Annotated in this window: 18 protein-coding genes and 1 riboswitch; of the genes, 6 read left to right on the top strand and 12 right to left on the bottom strand. The window is 64.3% G+C overall.

Going from position 1 to position 22234, the window contains the following annotated elements:
• Positions 1–6: 6 nt before the first annotated feature.
• On the bottom strand, positions 7–582 hold the full coding sequence (locus O0880_RS17120; protein WP_071325686.1) for a TMEM165/GDT1 family protein: 576 nt from the start codon (positions 580–582) through the stop codon (positions 7–9).
• A 9-nt stretch (positions 583–591) separates the two neighbouring features.
• Positions 592–773, bottom strand: a riboswitch (yybP-ykoY riboswitch).
• Positions 774–919: 146 nt separating this feature from the next.
• Here O0880_RS17120 and O0880_RS17115 point away from each other — a divergent pair.
• From O0880_RS17115 to O0880_RS17095, 5 genes are all read left to right on the top strand, one after another.
• Positions 920–3331, top strand: a complete 2412-nt coding sequence (locus tag O0880_RS17115; RefSeq protein ID WP_289887721.1) for a M1 family metallopeptidase — start codon at positions 920–922, stop codon at positions 3329–3331.
• Between the two features lie 117 nt (positions 3332–3448).
• Positions 3449–5308, top strand: coding sequence for a M1 family metallopeptidase (locus O0880_RS17110; protein ID WP_289887720.1), 1860 nt, complete (start codon positions 3449–3451; stop codon positions 5306–5308).
• Between the two features lie 47 nt (positions 5309–5355).
• Positions 5356–6999, top strand: coding sequence for a serine hydrolase (locus O0880_RS17105; RefSeq protein WP_289887719.1), 1644 nt, complete (start codon positions 5356–5358; stop codon positions 6997–6999).
• Positions 7000–7268: 269 nt separating this feature from the next.
• Entirely contained in the window at positions 7269–7463 is a 195-nt protein-coding gene (locus O0880_RS17100) for a hypothetical protein (protein ID WP_071325682.1), read from the top strand.
• 62 nt (positions 7464–7525) lie between these two features.
• The gene (locus O0880_RS17095) at positions 7526–7765 is read left to right on the top strand and encodes a hypothetical protein (RefSeq protein ID WP_289887717.1); all 240 of its coding nucleotides are present in this window, start codon (positions 7526–7528) and stop codon (positions 7763–7765) included.
• 69 nt (positions 7766–7834) lie between these two features.
• On the opposite strand, the gene O0880_RS17090 is transcribed toward O0880_RS17095, so the two are convergent.
• On the bottom strand, positions 7835–8662 hold the full coding sequence (locus tag O0880_RS17090) for a methyltransferase (protein ID WP_289888140.1): 828 nt from the start codon (positions 8660–8662) through the stop codon (positions 7835–7837).
• Positions 8663–8750: 88 nt separating this feature from the next.
• Complete coding sequence (locus O0880_RS17085; protein WP_289887714.1) at positions 8751–9410, bottom strand: pyridoxamine 5'-phosphate oxidase family protein; 660 nt, start codon at positions 9408–9410, stop codon at positions 8751–8753.
• A gap of 114 nt (positions 9411–9524) precedes the next feature.
• Between O0880_RS17085 and O0880_RS17080 the strand changes: the two genes are divergently transcribed.
• On the top strand, positions 9525–10997 hold the full coding sequence (locus tag O0880_RS17080; RefSeq protein WP_289887712.1) for a PLP-dependent aminotransferase family protein: 1473 nt from the start codon (positions 9525–9527) through the stop codon (positions 10995–10997).
• Between the two features lie 13 nt (positions 10998–11010).
• On the opposite strand, the gene O0880_RS17075 is transcribed toward O0880_RS17080, so the two are convergent.
• The 9 genes from O0880_RS17075 to O0880_RS17035 form a co-directional block, all read right to left on the bottom strand.
• Entirely contained in the window at positions 11011–11790 is a 780-nt protein-coding gene (locus tag O0880_RS17075) for a spermidine synthase (protein ID WP_289887710.1), read from the bottom strand.
• 58 nt (positions 11791–11848) lie between these two features.
• Entirely contained in the window at positions 11849–12373 is a 525-nt protein-coding gene (locus O0880_RS17070) for an FxDxF family PEP-CTERM protein (protein WP_289887709.1), read from the bottom strand.
• A gap of 236 nt (positions 12374–12609) precedes the next feature.
• Complete coding sequence (locus O0880_RS17065) at positions 12610–13965, bottom strand: PAS domain-containing sensor histidine kinase (RefSeq protein WP_289887708.1); 1356 nt, start codon at positions 13963–13965, stop codon at positions 12610–12612.
• Entirely contained in the window at positions 13965–15317 is a 1353-nt protein-coding gene (locus O0880_RS17060) for a sigma-54 dependent transcriptional regulator (RefSeq protein ID WP_289887707.1), read from the bottom strand. Before O0880_RS17060 ends, O0880_RS17065 begins: the two co-directional genes overlap by 1 nt.
• A gap of 46 nt (positions 15318–15363) precedes the next feature.
• Positions 15364–16602 (bottom strand): FtsX-like permease family protein, encoded by a 1239-nt coding sequence (locus tag O0880_RS17055; protein ID WP_289887706.1) that lies wholly within the window; start codon positions 16600–16602, stop codon positions 15364–15366.
• Positions 16603–16630: 28 nt separating this feature from the next.
• The gene (locus tag O0880_RS17050; RefSeq protein WP_289887705.1) at positions 16631–17953 is read right to left on the bottom strand and encodes an ABC transporter permease; all 1323 of its coding nucleotides are present in this window, start codon (positions 17951–17953) and stop codon (positions 16631–16633) included.
• An 8-nt stretch (positions 17954–17961) separates the two neighbouring features.
• A complete protein-coding gene (locus O0880_RS17045) occupies positions 17962–18675 on the bottom strand; it encodes an ABC transporter ATP-binding protein (RefSeq protein ID WP_071325673.1) in 714 nt (237 codons plus the stop codon).
• A gap of 27 nt (positions 18676–18702) precedes the next feature.
• A complete protein-coding gene (locus tag O0880_RS17040) occupies positions 18703–19968 on the bottom strand; it encodes an efflux RND transporter periplasmic adaptor subunit (protein WP_289887703.1) in 1266 nt (421 codons plus the stop codon).
• 195 nt (positions 19969–20163) lie between these two features.
• Positions 20164–22089 carry a phosphoethanolamine transferase gene (locus O0880_RS17035; protein ID WP_289887702.1) on the bottom strand — a complete coding sequence of 642 codons (1926 nt, stop codon included), beginning with the start codon at positions 22087–22089 and terminating at the stop codon, positions 20164–20166.
• Between the last annotated feature and the right edge of the window lie 145 nt (positions 22090–22234).

Below are 22234 nucleotides of genomic sequence, written 5' to 3'. Positions count from 1 at the left end.
CGGACCTCAGAAACCCAGGGCGGCGCCCGCACCCAGCAGGGTCGCCACGCCCAGCACGGCAAACACCAGCGCGGCGATGCCGTGCACCAGGCGCAGCGAGACGCGGTTGGCGATCCTGTCGCCCAGGTATACGGCCGGCACGTTGGCCAGCATCATGCCGAAGGTGGTGCCCAGCACGACGGAATAAATGTCGTGATAGCGCGCCGCCAGCGCCACCGTGGCCACCTGTGTCTTATCGCCCATTTCCGCCATGAAGAAGGCGATCAGGGTGGTCAGGAAGACGCCGTACTTGGCCAGCTTGGTCTCGTCTTCATCGAGCTTGTCGGGGATCAGGGTCCAGGCGGCCATCGCCAGGAACGACACGCCCAGCACCCAGCGCAGCACGTCCGGTCCCAGCATGCTGGTGATCCAGGCGCCGACGGCGGCGGCAAACGCATGGTTGGCGATGGTGGCGACGAAGATCGCCAGCACGATGGGCAAAGGCTTGCGGAATTTGGCGGCCAGGAGGAAAGCCAGGAGTTGGGTTTTGTCGCCGATTTCAGCGAGACCGACGATGCCGGTGGAGATGAGGAATGCTTCCATGAGATTGCGAGAGGTACGTGGGCCGGACGAATTAACCAATGATCCACGGGCGACTCCGGCCCATGCGGCCGCCCTGGATCAATGGTCTCGTCAAGTTCTGCAACCACCTGCACCATGGCCTGCGGGCCAATCATGTTGATACAGGTTCCTGCGGCATGGCCGCGGGACGACTACTCCCCAATGTTCGAGGCGCATCATACGCCAATGCCGGCGGCCGCGCCAGTGCCGGTGGGGAGGGCGGGCGCGTTGTGTGTGGGGCGCCGACAACAATGAGCAATCTGCAAACAGACTCGACTTAGAATGCAGTTCTGTCCACGACTCCCAGATGGAATGCGCCATGCCGGTTCTTGTCCGCTTGCTTGCCCTGTGTTTGATGCTGTCTGCCTCCTGGCCCGGTGCATCCGCCGCCGCGGCCGCGCCATTCGACGACAAATTCCGCCAGCTCGAGGAGCTGCTGCCCACGCCGAATGCCTACCGCACCGCATCGGGCGCGCCTGGCCACGCCTACTGGCAGCAGCGCGCCGACTATGTGATACGCGCCCGGTTAGACGAAGCGCGCCGCGAAATCACTGCCAGCGAGCAGATCACCTATCACAACCGTTCGCCCGACAGCCTCGCGTATCTGTGGCTGCAACTGGACCAGAATGGCTTGCGCAAGGATGCCGACCAGCGCCGCGTGCTGAGCGCGCCCTCGCGCCAGGCCTGGCTCAGCGGCAATGAGGAAGAGGCGCTGAAATTCGAGGACTTGCGCGCCATCCATGCAGGCCGCGAATTCGATGGCGGCTTCAAGCTGACGGCCGTGACATCGGCCAGCGGCAAGCCGCTGCCGCATACGGTCAACCAGACCATGTTGCGCATCGATTTGCCGCAGGCGCTGGCGCCCGGCCAGAGCATCAGTTTTAACATCGACTGGTCATACAAGATCAATGACCAGAAGGTGCTGGTCGAGCGCTCAGGCTATGAGTATTTCGAGGATGACAGGAACACGATCTTCCAGGTGGCGCAGTGGTTCCCGCGCATGGCCGCCTATTACGATGCCGTCGGCTGGCAGCACAAGCAGTTTCTCGGCTCCGGCGAATTCACGCTGGAGTTTGGCGACTACGAGTTGTACCTGACGGTGCCGTCCGACCACGTGGTGGCCGCCACGGGCGAGCTGCAGAATCCTTCCGCCGTCCTGAGCGCGGCGCAGCGCGAGCGCCTGGCCAGGGCACGGAACAGCAACACGCCACTGCTGATCATCACCCCCGGGGAAGCGCTGGCGGCGGAAAAAGGGCAGACGACGGCGACGAAGACCTGGCACTTCAAGGCGGCCAATGTGCGCGACGTGGCGTGGGCGTCGAGCCGCAAGTTCATCTGGGATGCGCAGGGCTTGGATAGCGGCGGCAAGCGCGTGATGGCCATGTCCTACTACCCGAAAGAAGGCAATCCGCTGTGGCAGCAGTACAGCACGCGCGCCGTCGTGCATGCGATTGAGCAGTACAACAAGTACAGTTTCGATTACCCGTATCCGAATGCGATTTCCGTCAATGGCGCCGTGGGCGGCATGGAGTATCCGATGATCTCGTTCAATGGCGGGCGGCCCGTGAAGGACAAGAAGACGGGCGACATCACGTATTCGAAGAAGACCAAGTACGACCTGATCAGCGTGATCATCCATGAAGTGGGACACAATTATTTCCCCATGATCGTCAACTCGGACGAGCGCCAGTGGACGTGGATGGACGAAGGCTTGAATTCCTTTTTGCAGTACCTGGCCGAGCAGGCATGGGAAGAGCATTTTCCGTCCTGGAATGGCGAGCCGCGCAAGATCGTCGACTACATGCGCAGCCAGGACCAGGTGCCCATCATGACCAATTCCGAATCCTTGCTGCAGTTCACGGCGAATGCCTACGACAAGCCTGCCACCGCCCTCAACATCCTGCGCGAGACGATACTCGGACGCGAACTGTTCGACTTCGCCTTCAAGCAGTATGCGCAGCGCTGGAAGTTCAAGCGCCCCACGCCGGCCGACTTTTTCCGCACCATGGAAGACGCTTCCGGCACGGACCTGGACTGGTTCTGGCGCGGCTGGTTCTACACCACCGACGCCGTCGACATCAGCATCGACGGCATCAGCGAATATGGCGTGAACACGAAGAATCCGGAAACGGAAAAGGCGTGGAAAAAGGCGCAGAAGGCGACGCAGCCGATCTCGATCTCGGACCAGCGCAACAAGGCGCTGCCGAAGAAGGTGGACATGGATCCCGCGCTGAAGGATTTCTACAACCAGCACGATGAATTCACGGTCACCAACAAGGACCGCAACAGCTATGCGGAAGAGCAGGAAGCGCTGGAACCATGGGAGAGAGCCATGCTGGAACAGCGCGCGCAGGGCAAGCATCTGTACCTGGTCGATTTTTCGAATATCGGCGGGCTGGTGATGCCGCTGGTCCTCGAGATCGAACTGAAAAGCGGCAAGAAGGTCATCGAGCGCGTGCCGGCCGAAGTATGGCGCTACTCGCCGCACAAGGTCAGCAAGGTGATCGTCACGGATGAACCGATGGTCGGCCTGGTGCAGGACCCATACTGGGAGACGGCCGATATCGACACCAGCAACAACGCCTGGCCGCGCAGGATCACGCCGTCGCGCCTGGAACTGTTCAAGCAGGACCGCGACAAGAACAACCTGATGAAGGATTTCAATACGCCGCTGAAGGCGCCGGAGGCAAAGCCGCAGGCCGGGACCGGGGGCGCGCCTGCGGCGAAATAGGGAAACGGCGCCGGACAGTCCGGCGCTTTTTCTGCCAGGCGGGCGCCGGAAGTGCTATTCTGCGCGACGCCCGGCGCACACTTGCCGGTGCTTTCGCAAATCATTCAAAAGACGACCATGCAAACTATGACCTATCTGCGCGCGCTGGGCTGTGCGCTACTCTGCCAGGTGACCCTGGCCGCGCACGCCGACCCCCTCAGCTACGCGCGTTACGACCAGGTGCGCACGCGCGACCTGCAGCTGGACCTGAAAGCCGACTTCAAGCAAAAGACCCTGTCCGGCTATGCCGAGCTGTCGCTGAACTGGATCGATCCGGCCGCGCGCACCCTGGTGCTCGACACGCGCGACCTGGCGATCGCCAAGGTGCAGGTACAGGACAAGCGCGGCGCATGGCAGATGGCGCCATACCAGCTGGACAAGGCCGACCCGGAAAAGGGCCAGGCGCTGCGTATCACGACCACCGGACAGCCTGAAAAAGTACGCGTTTACTATCACACGGCGCCGGGCGCCATCGCGCTGCAGTGGCTCACGCCGCAGCAAACCATGTCGGGCAAGCTGCCCTTCATGTTCAGCCAGTCGCAAAGCATCAACGCCCGCTCCTGGGTGCCGTCGCAGGATACGCCGGCCGTGCGTTTCACCTACAGCGCGCGCATCGATGCGCCGGCCGGCATGCGCGTCGTGATGAGCGCCGAGAATGACGAAAAAGCCACGGGCAAGGGCGGCTGGAAATTCAAGATGCCGCAGCCGATTCCATCGTACCTGCTGGCCATTGCCATCGGCGAACTGGAAGTGCGCAAACTCGGCCCCCGTTCGGCCGTGTATGCCGAACCGCCGCGCATCAAGGCGGCCGAGTACGAGCTGGCCGATACGGAAAAGATGATCCAGGCGGCAGAAACGCTGTATGGCCCGTATGGCTGGGGCCGTTACGACATGATCGTGCTGCCGCCATCGTTCCCCTACGGCGGCATGGAAAACCCGCGCCTGACCTTCCTCACGCCGACCATGATCGCGGGCGACCGCAGCCTGGTCGACCTGATCGCGCATGAACTGGCCCACTCGTGGTCGGGCAACCTGGTCACCAACGCCTCGTGGAAGCACATGTGGCTCAACGAAGGTTTCACCACCTACGTCACCACGCGCATCGTCGAGCAGCTGTACGGCAGCGAAGTGGCGCAGATGGGCGTGCAGGTCGACCAGGAAGAACTGGCCGCCTCGATCCGCGAATTGCCGGCCGCGAAAACGGCGCTGATCACGCGCGATGCGGATGCCAATCCGGCGGAAACGTATACCGACGACGGCATCATTTATCCGAAGGGCGCCTGGTTCCTGGCGACCATGGAGCAGCGCGCGGGCCGCGCCGTGTTCGATCCCTTCCTGCGCGGCTGGTTCGACCAGCATGCGTTCCAGAGCGTGACGACGGCGCAGTTCATCGACTACCTGCGCAAGAATCTGCTGGCGCAGCATCCGGACGTGATGCCGGAAGCGGAACTGAACGAATGGCTGTATGGCACCGGCGTGCCGGCCAGCGCCAAGCGCGTCGTCTCGCCGCGCCTGGCACTGCTGGACCAGCACCGCGACGCCTGGCTGAAGGGCGAGCTGGCGACCAGGGACCTGGGCATGGACAAGTGGATCGCCATCGAGTCGATGCACTTCCTGAACGACATCAATGGCAAGGCCAGCGCCGCCCAATTGCGTGAACTGGACCAGGTCTACGGCGTGGGCAAGAGCGGCAACAATGAAGTCGCTTACCGCTTTTACCTCGCTTCCGTGAACGCCGGCTACGACGTGCAGCAGCCACTGCGGGCATTCCTCATGAGCGTGGGCCGCCAGAAGTTCGTCGTGCCGCTGTATGCCGCCCTGATGAAGACGCCGCAAGGCCATGCCTGGGCCAAGGACGTGTACGCGAAGGCGCGCGAACGCTATCACCCGGTGACGCAGGAAAGCGTCGACAAGCTGATGGCTGCCCAGGCGCGCTGAGACACCACGATATCAACCCTGCTGACTGAACTTTTGGAGTGTAGAACATGCATGTGATGAACCGCCTTGCCGCCGCCATCGTGCTGGCGTTTTCCAGCGTTACCCTGCCAGCGATGGCTGCTGCCGCCGATGCCACCGCGGCGCCGGTGGCCGCCAGCGTGGCCGCACCGGCCTTCGACCTGGACCGCGATGTCGCCAGCGCCCTGAAAATGTTCGACGTGCCCGGCATGGCGATCGCCATCGTCAAGGATGGCAAGGTCATTACCGCCAAGGGCTTTGGCGTGCGCAAGCTGGGCGAACCGGCTGGCGTCGACGCGCAGACCCTGTTCGAAGTGGCCTCCAATTCGAAGGGCTTCACGGCCGCCGCGCTGGCCATGCTGGTCGACGAGGGCAAGCTGGCCTGGGACGATCCCGTCACCAAGCACCTGCCTGGCTTCCAGATGCACGATTCCTACGTGACGGGCGCCATGACCATCCGCGACCTGCTGACGCACCGCAGCGGCCTGGGTCTGGGCGCCGGCGACTTGCTGTGGTGGCCGACCACCACCTTCACCACCGACGAGATCATCGAGAAGCTGCGCTATATCCGCCCGGCCACGAGTTTCCGCAACAGCTATGCCTACGATAACCTGCTGTATATCGTGGCCGGCAAGATCATCGCCGACAAGGCCGGCAAGAGCTGGGGCGCGGCCATGCACGAGCGCATCCTGGCGCCGCTGGGCATGACGGGCACCACCACCAGCCTGCTTGAGAACGCGGGCAATCCCGACGTCGCCAGCGCGCACAGCAAGATCGACGGCAAGATCGCCGCCGTCAAATCCATGCCCGTGCCGAACGCCGTGGGCGCCGTCGGCATCAACACCAATGCGGAAGATATCGCCAAGTGGATGATGGTGCTGCTCGATGGCGGCAAGATCGCCGGCGTCAAGGACAAGGACGGCAAGGAAGCGCGCCTGTTCAGCGAAAAGCAGGGGCGCGAGATGTGGACGGCGCAGACGCCGATCAAGATCCCCGAGCCGAAACCGGCGCTGGCCGCCACCAAACCGAACTTCAGCGCGTATGGCCTGGGTTTCCAGCTGCGCGACTACAAGGGCATGAAAGTGGCCATGCACGGCGGCGCGCTGCAGGGCTTTTATTCGCGCGTGGTGATGGTGCCGGAGGCGAAACTGGGCGTGGCCATTCTCACCAACGCGGAAAATGGCGGCTCGATGACGGCGCTGCAATGGCGCATTCTCGACCATTACCTGCAGGCGGCACCGTCGGACTGGCTCGCGCTGGTGGCCAAGGTGGAGCAGGACCAGCACGCGGAAGAAGTGAAAAAGCAGGGCAAGGCATCGAACGCCCGCGCCGCCAAATCGCAGCCGTCGCTGCCGCTGGCATCGTATGACGGCGAGTACGAGGATGCCTGGTATGGCAAGGTGACTATCCGCCCCGAGGGCAAGAAGCACATTCTCAGCTTCACGCGCACACCGGACCTGACGGGGGAGCTCGAGCACTGGCAGCACGATACCTTCATCGTGCGCTGGAAGGAGCGCAACTTCAACGCCGACGCGTATGTGACGTTCTCGCTCAATCCGGACGGCAGCATCGACCGCGTGAAGATGGCGCCCGTGTCGGCCGAGACGGACTTCAGCTACGACTTCCAGGATTTGAGCCTGGTGCCGGTGAAGCCCAAGGAAGCGAAGAAATAAACTGTCGATACAAAAACCGCAGCCTGGCCTGCGGTTTTTTTTCGTCCCTTTCCATGCAAGTGCGCTGCAGACCGGCGGCAGGCCGGTTTTTATTCCATGGAACGACGTGAAAAGAAAACGTTATCTGGTTTTCTTGTTTGCGTATTTAATAACTTTCTTTAGTGCTACTATTTTTATGCGCCATACGTCTATCGATAGATGAAAATTGGCGGCTGGCGTTTTGCCCTGGTTTTTTATAACGATGAACTTTGTTTGCTAACGGGATAAAAATGATCAATTTCAAGAAAGCCGTATTTGTCTTCTGTGCCGCCGTCGGTTTCGCCGGTGCCATCAGTTCGAGCGCGTATGCGCTGCCGTCGCGGGAAACGTGCGAAGAAGCCCGTGATTCCTGTCTCGCCGACGGCAATGAAAACGATTGCGCGCTGGTGCGCCGCCTGTGCGGCGTGTATGGCATTCACGTGTAAGGCCACTGCCCTGCATGCCATGACACGCGTCGGCCGACAGGCGACTTCGGGCGGCCAGCGTCTTGTCTCCGATGGCTTTTTATAACGACTCAACTTTTTGGGAATCGCATAAAAATGATCAACGTAAAAAAGTGGTCTTTCTCTTTTTTACAGCTGTCGGCCTGGCCGGCGCCCTGGGCACCGCTTATGCGCAGCCCACGCGCCAGGCCTGCATGCAAGCCTTGTTTGATTGTAACGAAGGCATCATGAGCCAATGCACGGTTGTCTCGCGCTCCTGCGGCGTGTACGGCATTTACCTGTAAGGCGCGCTGCGCGCACAAGGCAATGGCGGCGCGCCGTATCGGCCCGCCGCCATTGGCTTTTCAAGTGACTCAGGGCTTGACGAACTTCAAGGTCATGCGGTCGCTCTCGCCGATGGCCGTGTACTTGGCGCGGTCGACTTCCTTGTTGGCATAGGTGGGCGGCAGCGCCCAGACGCCGCCCTGGTGCTCGGCGTTGTCCTTCGGATTGGCGTTGATGTCCGACTTGGCCGCCAGTTTGAAGCCGGCGCCCTCGGCCAGCTTGATCACATACGCTTCGTGCATGTAGCCGCTGCTGGCCGTGGCGTCCTGCGCCTTGCTGGCCGGCAGGCGGTGTTCGACGACGCCGAAGACGCCGCCCGGTTTCAGGCTGTCATACACTTCCTTGAACAGGGTTTTCATGCCGTCGTCGCCGATGGGTATCCAGTTGTGGATATTGCGGAAGGTGAGCACCATGTCGGCCGTGCCCTTGGGGGCGATGCGGTAGGTGGTGGGCGGGGCGAAGGCGCCGATTTCCACCTTGCCGAAGGCGGCCGGATTGGCATCGAGTTTTTGCTGGAAGCGGGCCGCGCCGCGCCGCGCGCCTTCGCTGGCCGACTGCGGGTCGTTGCCAGCGGCGATCAGCTTGCCGTGCTCGCGCAGGTAGGGCGCCAGGATCTCCGTGTACCAGCCGCCGCCGGGCGCCAGTTCCACCACCGTCATGTTCGGCTTGATGCCGAAGAAGGTCAGCGTTTCATACGGGTGGCGCGCGCCGTCGCGCAGTGCGTTGGCCGGCGTGCGCGCACTGCCGGCGATGGCCGCCTTCAGGGCCGCGTCGCCCGCGTCGGCGGCCAGTGCCGCGCCGCTGCTGCCACAGGCCAGGATGGCTGCCAGGATGGCAGCCGAAGATACTCGCTTCATCATCATATGCTCCGTACGTGATTGGATCGGTTGGTGAATTGGTGGCGATCGCCATCAACGCCGATCATCGGTCAAGCACGCGGGCCGGTCAAGCGGATTCCGTGCTCCAGGCGGCGGCATACGGTGGCAATTCGCAGGTGTTGAGCGCATCGGCGATGGCCGCGCCACGGCCGTGCGTAAATGGCAGTTCGCCCGTCCAGACGACGTGCGCCATGTCGCCCGCATCGTCGAGGGGGCCGCCTGCGCGCTGCTTGACGGCGCTTTCATCGAGCGCGATGCGCAGCACGGTGGTGGCCGCGTATTCCTTGGCGCTGCCGCCGCGCACCTTGGTCTGGCGTCCTGGCGCCAGCTTGTCCATCAGCGCCTCCATGGCCGCATGCTGCTGGCCGGTGTCGGCCACTTTTTCAAACTGCCCATAGATCATCGCCGAGCGGTAGTTCATCGTGTGGTTGAAGGCCGAGCGTGCCAGCACGAGAGCGTCGAGATGGGTAATCGTCACGCAAGCCCCGGTATCGGCCAGCAGCTGCTTGAGCATGCGGCTGCCATTCGAGCCATGGATGTACAGGTGATCGTCGATGCGCCAGCAGGCGGTGGGGATGCAGTGGCTGCCGTGCGCATCGCGGAAGGCAATGTGGCACAGGTAGGCGGCATCGACGATGGCGTGCAGGGCGGCCTGCTCGTAGCTGGCCAGTTCGGCGACGCGGCGCACGCGGGTACGGGCGCTGGGAGGGAGGGCGGCAACGGTCATGGCAATCATCCTGTGGAACGGTGAGGGGAGGGCGCACTATAATCGTTGCCTGGCCCTGAAAAAAGATCCAGCAAGCATAAATAAATTAGAGCCACGAGAAGGGGAGGGAATCGCATGGATTACGCTTTGCTGCTGGCGGCATTCGAGCGCGCGCACGGTGAGCGGGGCTGGCCGCGCCAGCGCCTGCTGCATGAATGCCTGCGCGCGGCGATACGCGGCGGCCAGCTGGCGCCCGGCACGCGGCTGGCCGCCACGCGCGTGCTGGCCCAGGAACTGGGCGTGGCGCGCAATACGGTGCTGTACGCCTACGAGCAGCTGGCCAGCGAAGGCTTCGTGCTGCCGGACCGGCGCGGCACCCTGGTCGCCGGCAGTGCCGGCGCGCAGCTGGCGTCGCTGCCCGTCGATGGCCGGGATGGCCTGTCGCGCCGCGCCCGGCATTTGCGCGGCGTGTCGGGACAGGACGTCAATGCGGCGCTGGTGTTTCCGGCCGATGCGATGGGCGCGTTCGCGCCTGGCGTGCCGGCGCTCGACGAATTCCCGCTGGCGCAATGGCGGCGCATGCTCGATCGCGCCTGGCGCGCGCTGTCGCCGCGCCAGCTCAATTACGGTGACCCCGCCGGCGAGCCGCAGCTGCGCATGGCCATTGCCGACCATTTGCGCGCGGCGCGCGGCGTCGTTTGCGATGCGGGCCAGGTGTTCATCACGGATGGCACGCAGAGCAGCCTCGATGTGTGCCTGCGCGCCTTTGCCGACCAGGGCGACACCCTGTGGCTCGAGCATCCAGGCTATGGCGGCGCGCTGGCGGCGGGGCGCGCCGCCGGCCTGCAGGTGGCGGGCATTCCGGTCGATATGGATGGCATCGCGCCGACCGACGCCGATTGGCGCGATACGCCGCCGCGCCTGATCTACACGACGCCGTCGCACCAGTATCCGACCGGCAGCGTGCTCAGTCCCGCGCGCCGCATGGCGCTGCTCGAGCGCGCCCGCGCGGCGGGAAGCCTGATCATCGAGGACGACTACGATAGCGAATTCCGGCATGGCGGTCCGCCACTGGCGGCCATGCAGGGATTGGTGGCCGAAGCGCCCGTCGTGTATCTGGGCACGTTCAGCAAGACCATGTTTCCGGCGTTGCGCATCGCCTTTATCGTGGTGCCTGCCGCGCTGGCCGCGGCATTCGCGCAGATGCAGGCGCAGGGCGCCGTGCGGGGGCGGGTGGCCGAGCAGCTGGCGCTGGCCGAATTCCTGCGCAGCGGCCTGTTTGCGCGCCACGTGCGGCGCATGCGCCGTTTGTACCGCCAGCGCCGCGATGCCTTGAGCGAGGCATTGCAGCGCCATGCCTGCGCCGGCGCCGCCATCCACGGCGGCTCGGCCGGCATGCATCTGGCGCTGCGTTTTCACGATGGCGCCTGGGATGACCTGGCGCTGAGCCGGCGCGCCGCGCAGGATGGCATCGTGGCGCTGGCGCTCTCCGCCCATGCCACGGGCGAGCAGGCCGGCTGGAACGGCTTCCTGCTCGGTTATGCGCAGGTGCCGGCCGAGAACATGGATGGCCTGGCGCGCCGTCTTGGGGCGCTGCTGCCGGCATGATGCGGCTGCTGCCTTACTGCTGGTCCAGCATCCACTGCTTCAAGCCATTGACCCAGTTCTTGGCGGGCAGGTTGAATTGTTTCTTGATGGCGCCGGCGCGTTCATACAGTTCGCTGAAATCGAGCGACGGCGATTTCTTGAAGGCGAGCACGACGATGTTTTCATCTTCCAGTTCCGGCACCCAGACGACGGCGTCGAAGACCAGTTCCATCGCCTGCAGGTTCTTGTCGTAGTTGGGGAAGTCGCCGAAGACATTCGTGCACATGATGCCGTCGTCCGTCAGGCAGTCGAAGCAGGCCTGGTAGAACTCGGGCGTGTCGAGCACGGGGCCGCGCGCCTCCTCGTCGTACAGGTCGACCTGCAGCACGTCGACGCTGCCGTGGTTGGCCGCATCGAGCACGAAATCGAGCGCATTCATTTCGCGCACGTCGAGCCGAGCATCGTTCGGCGGCAGGGCGAACTGGGCGCCGCAGATGGCGATCACATTCGGATTGAGCTCGATGGCCGTGACCGTGGCATCGGGGAAGCGGCGGTAGCTGAACTTGGTCAGCGCGGCGCTGCCCAGTCCCAGTTGCACGAGGCGTTTCGGCTGCGCCTTGAAGAGCATCCACATCATCATCATCTGCACGTATTCGAGTTCGATGGCGTCGGGTTTGTCCAGGCGCATGGCGCCCTGCACCCACTTGGTGCCCAGGTGCAGATAGCGGATGCCGCGGTGTTCGGTGATGGTGGCCGGCGGATGGCCAGGATGGCTGAAGGCGGTGTTGCTGGTGGAGATAAAATCGGTCGTCATGGCGCCAGTGTAGCAGCCGCATGAAAAAAGACGCCGTAGCGTCTTTTTGGTGGTGCGTTCAAGATTGCTTGCGGCGTCGCGCCAGGAATCCCAGTATGCCCAGGCCGGCCAGCAGCATGCCATAGGTTTCCGGTTCCGGGACAGGCGCCAGGTTCAGGTTGAAGGTGCCGCCGTAGCTGCCGCCATTGGTGCTGCCCATCACGGTCAGCGTCATCGGGCCGGTGAAGAGCAGGCTGGTAGGTGCCAGCACTTGACCCTGTGCATAGCCGAACACCGTGGGACCGCCAAAGCCGGTCAGCGCGATGCCGTTCAGGTTGGCGCTGGTGAAGTTGATGGAGGAAGCATCGCTGCCCGTGACCGACAGGTTGGCCAGGAAGGCTTGCGCGGTCGAACCGAAGGTCGCATCCGGGGTAAAGGTGAACGTATCGGTAAAGGCGCCTAGCGGACTGGGGGTGGCGTTGAAGCCGCCCGTCCACAGGTTGCCCGTGGTGTTGGTCAGGTTGACGGTGTACGACGCGGCATATGCGCTGCCGATGGTGGCAGCGCCCAGGACCGCTGCTGCGATGAGTGATTTCAGTTTCATATTTATCCCCGCGAAAAAACGATTAATGTTTCAAAAAACCGTACCGCGTTGATAAATTATCGCCAACACTTTTCATTGTCAATGAGCTATTTTTTTATGACCGAGCCTGCTTAAATAGCTAATTGCTACTGCACGGGCGTAAACCGTTTTCAATTGTAAAATTTAAAACACTAATTGTTGATATTACACAGAAAAGACATGTATTTTTTGTGGCCAATAAATTGTTGCATTGGAATTTAATTTGCCTCAAGCAATGGCAGTGTCATGGTGACGGCGAGGCCGCCGCCTTCGCGGTTGGCGAGGGCGATGCGACCACCATGCGCTTCGGCAATTTCTCGCGCCAGCGCCAGGCCGAGTCCCGTGCCGCTGCGCTTGGTGGAGTAAAACGGCACCAGCGCGTTTTCCAGCACGGCGCCGCTCATGCCGGGCCCGCGGTCGCGCACCTCGATGCGCAATTGTCCTTGCGCCTGGCTCACGTGCAAGCCGATGTGCTGCGCCCTGGAACCCGACTCGAGCGCATTCTTGAGCAGGTTCAGCAGTGCTTGCTGCATTTGCGCCGCATCGAAGACGGCTGCCTGCGCGGGCGGCGGACAGTCGAGCGTGAAGGCGATCTGCGACGCCAGGCTGTCGAGAAACGGCTGCCATTCGCAACGGGCAAGGCGCGGCGTGGGCAGCTTGGCGAAGCGCGCGTAGCCGAGTATGAAGGTTTCCAGGTGGCGCGTGCGCTCCTCGATCGTGGCGAGGATTTGCGGCAGGCGCTCGGTCTGCCCGCGGCGTACCAGCTCGGCACCGGAATGGGCCAGCGAGGCCAGTGGCGCCAGCGAGTTGTTCAATTCATGGCTGATGACGCGGATGACTTTCTTCCAGGTCTGCACTTCCTGGCGGCGCAGTTCCAGGGTGAGCTGGCGCAGCAGCAGCAGTTCGTGCTTGCGCCCGTTCAAGCTGAAGCTGCGCCGCGCCAGGTGGAACACCTCTTCCTGTTCTCCCTCGCCGCTGGTAAACAGGCCATCGCTGGCGCGCGCCAGCGCCTCGGCCAGGGCCGGCGCCGCCTGCCGCACGATGTCGGCCAAATGCTGGCCTTCCAGCCGGCGGCCCTGGTGCAGCAGCTGGCGCGCGGCCAGGTTGGCGTAGACGATGGCGCTGCCCTCGGCCACCAGCAGCATGGCCACCGGCGTGTTTTGCACCATGGTGTCGAGCAGCAGTTCGCGCTGCACCAGGTCCAGGCGCTGCTTGCGCAGCACGTCGCCCAGGGCATTGTGGGCCGCCACCAGGTCGGCCAGTTCATCGTTTTGCGGCCAGCGCAGGCTGAAGGCGAAGTCGCCGTCCTGGTAGCTGGCGACCGTGCCGCTCAAGGCGCGGAACAGCGACAGCATCGCCTGCAGCTGCGCGCGGATGGTGATCACGGCGAGCGGCAGCACGCATGACAGGGACAGTCCCAGCACCAGCCACGGCTGCTGCGGGAAAAAATGCGCGAGCAGCAGGGCGAGGCCGACGCCCACCGTCAGCAGGGTGCCGATCAGCGCCGTCCAGCGCGTCAGCAGCGAAAGGCGCAGCGTGGCCGGACGCTTCGGCATGGGCTGGGATGGCGGCATCAGGCGCGCGCGATGCCCAGGCGTTCCATGCGCCGGTACAGCGCCTGGCGCGACAGGCCCAGCTCCTGCGCCGCCTGCGCCACCACGCCCTGCGCGCGGGCCAGCGCAGCGACGACGCTGTCGCGGTCCGGTTCCGTGGCGGCCGTATCCTGCGCGGCGCGCAGCGATGGCAAGGAGGCCGGCGGCAGGCCCAGTTCCTGCGCCTGGATCAGGGGGCCGGCCGTCAGCAGGCTGGCGCGCTGCATGACATTCTTCAGTTCGCGGACATTGCCGGGCCAGCCGTGCGCCAGCAGGGTGGCCTGGGCCTGCGCATCGAGGCTCTTGTCGGGGCCCAGGAAATGCCGCGCCAGGACCAGGATGTCGGCCGGGCGCTGGGCCAGCGGCGGCAGGCGCAGCTCGATCACGTTGAGGCGATAGAACAGGTCTTCGCGGAAGGTGCCGGCGCGTATCATGGCCGGCAGGTCGGCATTGCTGGCGCTGATGACCCGCACCTTGACCTGGCGTTCGCGGTTCGAACCGAGCCGCTCGAAGCGGCCCGTTTCCAGCACGCGCAGCAGCTTCATTTGCCCGGCCAGCGGCAAGTTGCCTATCTCGTCGAGAAACAGGGTGCCGCCGTCGGCCGCATCGAACTTGCCGTCGCGCGCGCGGGTGGCGCCCGTATAGGCGCCCGCCTCGGCGCCGAACAGCTCGGCCTCGATCAGGTCCACCGGCACGGCGCCGCAATTGAGCACGACGAAGGGGCCGTCGGCCACGTGCGAATTGGCTTGCACGATGGCGGCGATGCGCTCCTTGCCGCTGCCGTTGGGGCCGGAAATGAGCACGGGCACGTCGGCGCGCGCCACCTGGCACGCCAGGTGCACGACCCGCTCCGTGGCCGCGTCTTGCCAGACCATGCCGCGCAAATCGAAACCGCTTTCCAGCTCGTGGCGCTGGCGCTGTTCCCGCAGCACGCGCAGGCGCAGCGCGCGGTTCGCCTGCCCCAGCTCCAGCAGGTTTTGCACGCTGGCGATCAGGCGCCGGTCGTCCCACGGCTTGGCCAGGTAGTCGGCCGCGCCGGACTTGATCAGGTCGACGGCCGCATCGAGCTGCGTCCAGGCCGTCAGCAGGATCACGGGCAGGTCGGGGTGGCGCGCGCGGATGGCGTGGAACAGCGCGCAGCCTTCCTCGCCCGAGGTGGTGTCGGCCGTGAAGTTCATGTCCTGCACCACCAGGTCGATGGGGTGCCGCGCCAGCATCTCCAGGCCCTCTTCGGGCGAGGCGGCGCGCAGGGCATCGATCTCGTGCAGCGAGAACAGCACGTCGAGCGCGATGGCCACGGCGGCATTGTCGTCAATAATCAGTACGGTAGGCATGCGTGCAGCATAACATTGTCATGACGGCCAGGGCAGGGACAAATCATCATGTACTGCGCGTGGCCGTGGCCGGGGAAATGCTGGCCGCGCGCCAGGCCGGGCCATACACGGCGCCCAGGCCCAGCAGCCAGAACACGCTGGCGCCGGCCAGCAGGTAGGGCAGCGGCAGGCGCGCCATTTCCAGCTGGCTGACCAGCAGGTGATTCAGCGCCAGGGCCAGCACCACGCCGGCCGCCACGCCGATGCTGGTGATCATGAAGTTCTCCGTCAGGAAGTAGCGCAGGATGTCGATGCGGCGCGCCCCCAGTGCGCGGCGCACGCCGATCTGCTTGCGCCGCTGCGTGACCCACAGGCTGGCGATGCCGACGATGCCGCTGGCCGTCACCAGCAGCAGCAGGGTGCTGACGGCGATCAGCATCCAGGACAAACCCCGGTCGGCCAGATAACGTGATTTGCGGTGCTGTTCCAGCGTATCCGTGCGCACCAGCAGGCGCTCGCTGCTGGACGTGCGGATCGCTTGTTCCGCCTCCTTCATCAGGCGGTCGCGCTGGCCTGGCTCGGCGCGCACGGCGTACAGCACCGCATCGCGTCCGCCCGTCAGGCGGGCCGGCAGGATGATCGAAAATTCGCCCTGGGCGGTGACCTGGCCGACCTGCGTCTGCAGCCGTTCCACCACACCGACCACGCGCATTTCGTCGTCGCCGTCGCCGGTGCCGTTGAACAGGGGTTTGCCGACAAAGCTGGTTTCGCCGGGCCAGATCTTCTGCGCCGCGGCGCGCGTCACGATCACCACCTTGGGGAAGCTTTGATCGACGTCTTCATTGATTTCCGGGACCTCGTCGGCATGGAAATCGCGCCCTTCCACCAGCTTCAATCCATATGTCTTGACGAGCGAATCGGGCGTGACGTACATCGAGGTGCTGGCGCTGGCCTCGGCTTGTCCGCGTTTGGCCGCGACGTTGGTGCTGCTGCCGGAACGCGACAGCACCGCCTGCGTGGTTTGCGCCACGGAGGCCACGCCCGGCAGGGCGCGCAGTATCGCGGCCTGGCGCTTCTGCTCGGCTATCTGGCGCTGCGGGCTGCCTTTGTCCATGCTCTGGACTTTGACATAGAAGATGTCATTTTCGGCCGCCACGCCGGTGGGACGGGCAGCGATGGCCTGGCGCAGGTTGACGATGTACAAGGCGTTGGCCAGGATGGCCAGGCTGATGGCGACTTGCACCGCGACGAGCACGGCGCCGGTCTTGTTGCGCATCAGCGCCGACAGGATGGGGCGGATTTCCATGTGGGGCCTCATTGTGAAAAGGTGGGTGTCATTGGGATTTGAGCTGCATGGCCGGCGTGACCTGGCAGGCGCGCCAGGTGGGCAACAGCCCTGCGAGCAAGGCCGCCAGTACGGAAACGGCAAACGTCAGCAGCAGCATCGGGACATCCATGTGCGCCACGGTGCCCAGCTCTTTCGACTGCGAACTCACCACGGCCAGGGCGGCAGACGCCAGCAACAGGCCCAGTACCCCGCCGGCCAGGCCGATGACGCCCGTCTCGATCAGGAACTGGCGGAAGATGTCGCGCCGCGTGGCGCCCAGTGCGCGGCGGATGCCGACTTCCGCCGCCCGCACGGAGAACTTCGCCAGCAGCAGGCCGATGGTGTTGACCAGGCAGAGCAGCAGGAAGCCGAAGGCCAGCCAGGCCGCCAGCTTGTTGTCGTTGTCGACCACGTTGAGGAAATCGAGCCACTGCCTGACGTCGTACAGCATGTTGGGCGCGTGGCGCGGCATGCGGCCCAGCTTGCGCTGCTCGGCCGCATAGCTGTCGAGATAGGCTTGCAGGTCGCCCCGCTCGCTGGCACTGTCCATCTCGAACCAGAATTGCAGCCAGGTGCAGTCCGATGCCAGGATGCCCTGGTAACCGGGGCTGCGCTCGACGCCGCTGCAGGCCATGCCGCCGTCATGCCCCGTTTCGTGGCGGATGGCGCTGGCGAAGGGAATGAAGAATTCATCCTCCGTGCCGAAGGCGCCCTTGCTGCCGATGATGCGGTGCACGCGCGGCACGGGATCCCACTGAGCGAGCACGCCGCTGACCAGATAGGGACGTCCCAGCACCGTCACGCGCTGGCCCACGGGATTGACCGCGCCCAGCAGCTTTTCCGCCAGGGCGCGGCTCAGGACGATGACGTCGGCGCCGCTGGCGTCGTCGGCCTCGCTCCATGGCTGGCCATACAGGAAGGGCACTTCAAACATGGCAAAGAAGTCGCGCGTGGGGGCCAGGCCCTGTGCCCGGAAGGCGCCGAGGTCCCTGCGTGCCGGTTCCACGGGACCGGCCACGCCGTACATGACGCTGCGGCGGATGCCTATCTTGCTGGCCATGAAGTTCTTCGCATCGGTATAGGCGAGCTGTGACTGGCCGAAGCTGGGTTTGGTGCCCGGCGTATAGCCTTTCAAGGGAACCACATCGATCATCGGTACGAACAGGCGGTCGCTCTTGTGCGGCAGCGGATCGCCCGACATCGCATGCAGGATGGTGACGGTGGCCACGCTGGCGGCCACGCCGACGGCCAGGGTCAGCACCATCAGCGCCGTCAGGGCGGGATTGCGGCGCAGGTTGCGCAGGCCCAGCTTGAAATAGTATTGGAACATGGCGGCTCCTAGGCGGTCGCGTGCTGCGGCTTGGCCGACAGCGTGGCGCCATGCTGCACCAGGTCCGACACCTGGCCGTCGATGATGTGCACGTTGCGTTGCGAACGCAGCGCCAGTTCGGGATCGTGCGTCACCATCAGGATGGTGGTGCCCTGCGCGTTGATGTCCTCGAGCAGTTCCATCACGCCGCGCGCCATCTGCGTATCGAGGTTGCCCGTTGGTTCATCGGCCAGCAGCAGTTTCGGCGAACCGGCCAGCGCGCGCGCGATGGCCACGCGCTGCTGCTGTCCGCCCGACAGCTCGGCCGGATAATGCTTCATGCGCGAGGCCAGGCCCACCTTGGCCAGCGCATCCTCGATGCGTTCGCGGCGTTCGGCGCTGTTGAAGCCCCGGTAGCGCAGCGGCACGTCGACATTGTCGAACAGCGACAGGTCGGGGATCAGATTGAAGCCCTGGAAGATGAAGCCCAGCTTTTCATTGCGCAGGCGCGAACGGGCATTGTCGTCCATGCCTTTCACGTTGACGCCGTCGAGGATGTATTCGCCATCGGTGAATTCTTCCAGCAGGCCGGCGATGTTCAGGAAACTCGTCTTGCCGGAACCGGACGGCCCCGTGACGGTGACGAATTCGCCCTGGCGGACGTGGATTTCGAAGCCGCGCAGCGCGTGCGTTTCGATCATGTGGGTGCGGTAGACTTTGCTCAGGTTTTGCATGCGCAGCATGGAGGGCTCCTGGTTGGATGAATGGCGTTAGTTGAGCGAGACGCGGGCCGCGTTCGCGAAGTTTTCCGTGCCGGCGACGACCACCTTGTCGCCCAGCTTCAGGCCATCGAGAATTTCGACGGAAGCGACGCTGGTGGCGCCCAGCTTGATCGGTGTGCGGATGGCGACGCCGTCGCGCACGACATAGGCAAAGCGTCCGCCTTCGGCTTCGACAAAGGAGCCGCGCGCCAGCATCAGCACATTGGGCCGCTCGTCGATCAGCAGGCGTGCCGAAACGCGCTGGTTCTGGCGCAGGCCGGCCGGCTGGGCGCCATTGAAGCGCACGCGCGCCAGCACCTGGTTCTTCACCACTTCGGGCGACAGGGCCGACAGCTTGCCGGTGGCGCGGATGGCGCCCGTCTCGATTTCCGCGCTCATGCCCAGGCCGATATCGGCCACATACGTTTCCGGTACTTCCAGCTCGACTTCCAGCTGCGACAGGTCGACCAGGGTCATCAGTGCCGTATTGGCCTGCACCACGCTGCGGTTCGCCACTGACAGGGTGCCGATGAAACCGTTGACGGGCGCGCGCACGGTCAGTTCATCGACGCGGCGCTGGGCGTTGTCACGGCTCAGGCGCTGGCGCTCCAGTTCATTGGCCTTGGTTTTCAGGGCCAGGGTCACGTCCTCGCTTTCCAGTCCGGCCGCCTGCGAGGCGTGCTTGCTGCGGATCTCGGCCGAGTTGAGCGCATCCTTGGCCTTCTGGTAATCGATCTTGGCGATGATGCCCACCTGCGCCACGCTTTCATAGCGCTCCAGCGTGCGCTGCGCGGACAGGCGTTCGATCTCGGCCGTATCGGCTTCGCGCCGCGCCAGCAGTTTCTGTTTCTTGGCCAGGATCTGCTGGCGCGCCACTTCCGCTTCCAGCTGCTGCACGCTCGATTGCTCGCGTTTCAGGGCGTCCGACAGGTCCGGAGATTCCAGCACGGCGAGGATGTCGCCTTTTTTGACCGTGTCGCCGGCCTTGGCCTTCAGGGTGACGGTGGCCACGGTGGTCGAGTACAGGGTCGGGCTGATGGCGGCGACGACGCGGCCGCTGACGGCGGCGTCGCGGATCAGGGTGCCGCGCGTGACGTCGGCGATGCGCAGGCGGCTGGCATTGACGGAATGCTCGCTGGCGCGCCAGCCGGAAAAGGCGGCGATGGCGGCGCCGATGACGAGGACGGCGCCGCCCAGCAGCAGGGCGCGTTGCTTGTGGCGCTGGCCAGGCGGGGCGGACAGCACGGCGTCTTGGGAGGAGGTATCGCGGATCATGGCGGACGTTTCGTGGACAATGCACATCCTGTATGCACGTTCCATGCCAGATTCAAGCTATTGATTTGCAAGGGAAAAATTCCCGCTGTCCGGCTGTCCGCCGTGTCCGCGCTGTCCAGGCCTGTCCGCCTGCAGCCGTCGGCAGGCGTTGATGCGGCGCCGAGTCCCAGCCGGCGCCGGCGTGCCGGGGGCGCTCTACTTGTCCTGCTTTTCCGGCGTGCTCTTGTCGATCACTTCGCGGCAGTCGCCGCGGATGATGGCGTTGTCGTAATTGGTCCAGCCGTAGCTGTCGACATAGCGCTTGTGCTGCTTGAAGCGGGGGCTGGCGATGCTCCATTCGGGCTGTTCGCCGGCAAAGCGGATGTCGCCGAGGTCGAGCAGGGTGTGGAACATGTTTTCCGTCGACAGCCGCGCCTTTTGATGGCGCCGCAGCTGCGTCACCTTGTCCGGATAATGCTGCTGGAATTGCGGCGAGTACCAGACGAAGGCGGGCACGTGGAATTCGAACTGCGTGTTATGCCCGTGGAAGGCCAGGCGGCAAGTGCCGTCGTACAGGGTCTGGCCATGGTCGGCCACGTAGACGAGGGAGCTGCGCAGGGCGGTGCGCTGGCCATCGTCCTTCAGCATGCCGATCACGCTGGACAGGAACCAGTCCGTGTACAGGATGGAGCTGTCGTAGCTGTTGTTCAGCTGTGGCTTGATGGCCGTATCCGTGTAGACGGGCTTGTCGACGCCGAACAGCGAGGGTTGCCATTTGTCGAATTGCTTGGGATAGCGCTGGCTGTAGTTCCAGTGGCTGCCCAGGGTGTGCAGCACGATGAGCTTTTTCGGCGCTGGGTCGGCCAGCGCATTTTTGAACGGGTCGAACAGGATCTGGTCGAAGTTCGAGCTGTTGGTAAAGCCGCCCAGGTTCAGGAACTGCACCACGTCCGCTTCCTTGGCAAAGACGGAGACGGGCGTGTCGAACTGGCCGAACGAGATCTGGTTCGACAGCCAGTAGGTCTTGAAGCCGGCTTCTTTGTAGGCTGTCAGGAAGGATTTTTCCGAAAACCCGTCCTTGAGGCTCTGCGTGGCCGGCTTGCGCGAGATGATGACGGGCACGGACAGGCGCGTGGCGGAAACGGCCGTGATGACGTCGGCCAGCGGCACCAGGTTGCTTTCCTGTTTCAGCAGGGGATTGGTGTCGCGTTCGTAGCCGTTCAGGCTCCAGCGGTCATAGCGCGACGATTCGCCGATCACCATCACCACCACTTCCGGATGGGGATCGGGGTTTTGCTGGTGCGCGCCGAAGCGGAAGCTGCTGCTTTTCTGCCCCAGTTCGGCCAGGTATTTGCGTTCCTTGTAAAAATCGAGGCCGCGCGCCATCAGGCCGAAGGGCCAGGAATTGCTGATGGTGTCGAAGGTGTAGGGCAGGCGTGCCCAGTGGGGCAGGCTGGGCCAGCCCAGTCCCGTCTCGTCGGCGCCGGCGATGCTGGCGTTCTCGGGCTTGCTGCTTTCCTCGTCTTCCTCGGCCGTCTCGTCGTCCGTGGCGCTGGCGTCGCCGAAGCCGGACGCGCCCGCCTTGCCGCTGGCCGCCGGCTGGCTGGCCTTGGCGGACGCGGCGGCGCTGTGCAGGACCTTGGCGTCGAAGCCGAATTCATGGCCATAGGCCCAGAAGGCGGCCAGCGCGAGCAGCAGCAGGCAGGCGACCGGGCGCGTCTTGCCGCGCCAGTCGAGGTCGCGCGTGCGCGTGGCCGCGTACCAGCTCAAGGCGCACCAGGCGATCACGCCCAGCATGACGGCGCCCATCAGCCACACTTTTTGCCCGAGGAATTCCATCGCTTCCTTGGGACTGGTCTCGACGATGATACCCAGGTGATGCGTGGAAATGCCCTGGCCATAGAAGATGAACAGGTAGATTTCCGTCGGCAGGGCGAGAAAGGCGGGCAGCAGCAGCCAGTGGAAATACGCGGGACGCTTGAACACGCCCCACACGGCCAGCCAGGCGAGCAGCTCGAACGTGAGCATCTGCCACGGATGCTCGAGCGGGCGGCCCAGCAGCACCGGGATGAAGGGCACGGCCGTCAGCAAGGCATAGCTCAGGAGCAGGAACAGGTTGGCGGGGCGAAGCAAGGGGCGCATAAGGGAAGGCAGCAAAAAATGTCCGCTATTATCAATCCTTTTGTCATCTTGCGGTCATACAAGAGCGGCCTCGTCAGATGCTTGGGTGCAGGGAAAGAATGCCGAATAGTCAATCTCTTCGTGCCGGGGATATGCGGCAGAATAC

Source organism: Janthinobacterium sp. SUN118 (assembly GCF_030397695.1).
GTDB lineage: Bacteria > Pseudomonadota > Gammaproteobacteria > Burkholderiales > Burkholderiaceae_D > Janthinobacterium.
The sequence above is the reverse complement of the archived record's forward strand: the minus strand, read 5'-3'. Positions and strand labels throughout refer to the sequence as shown.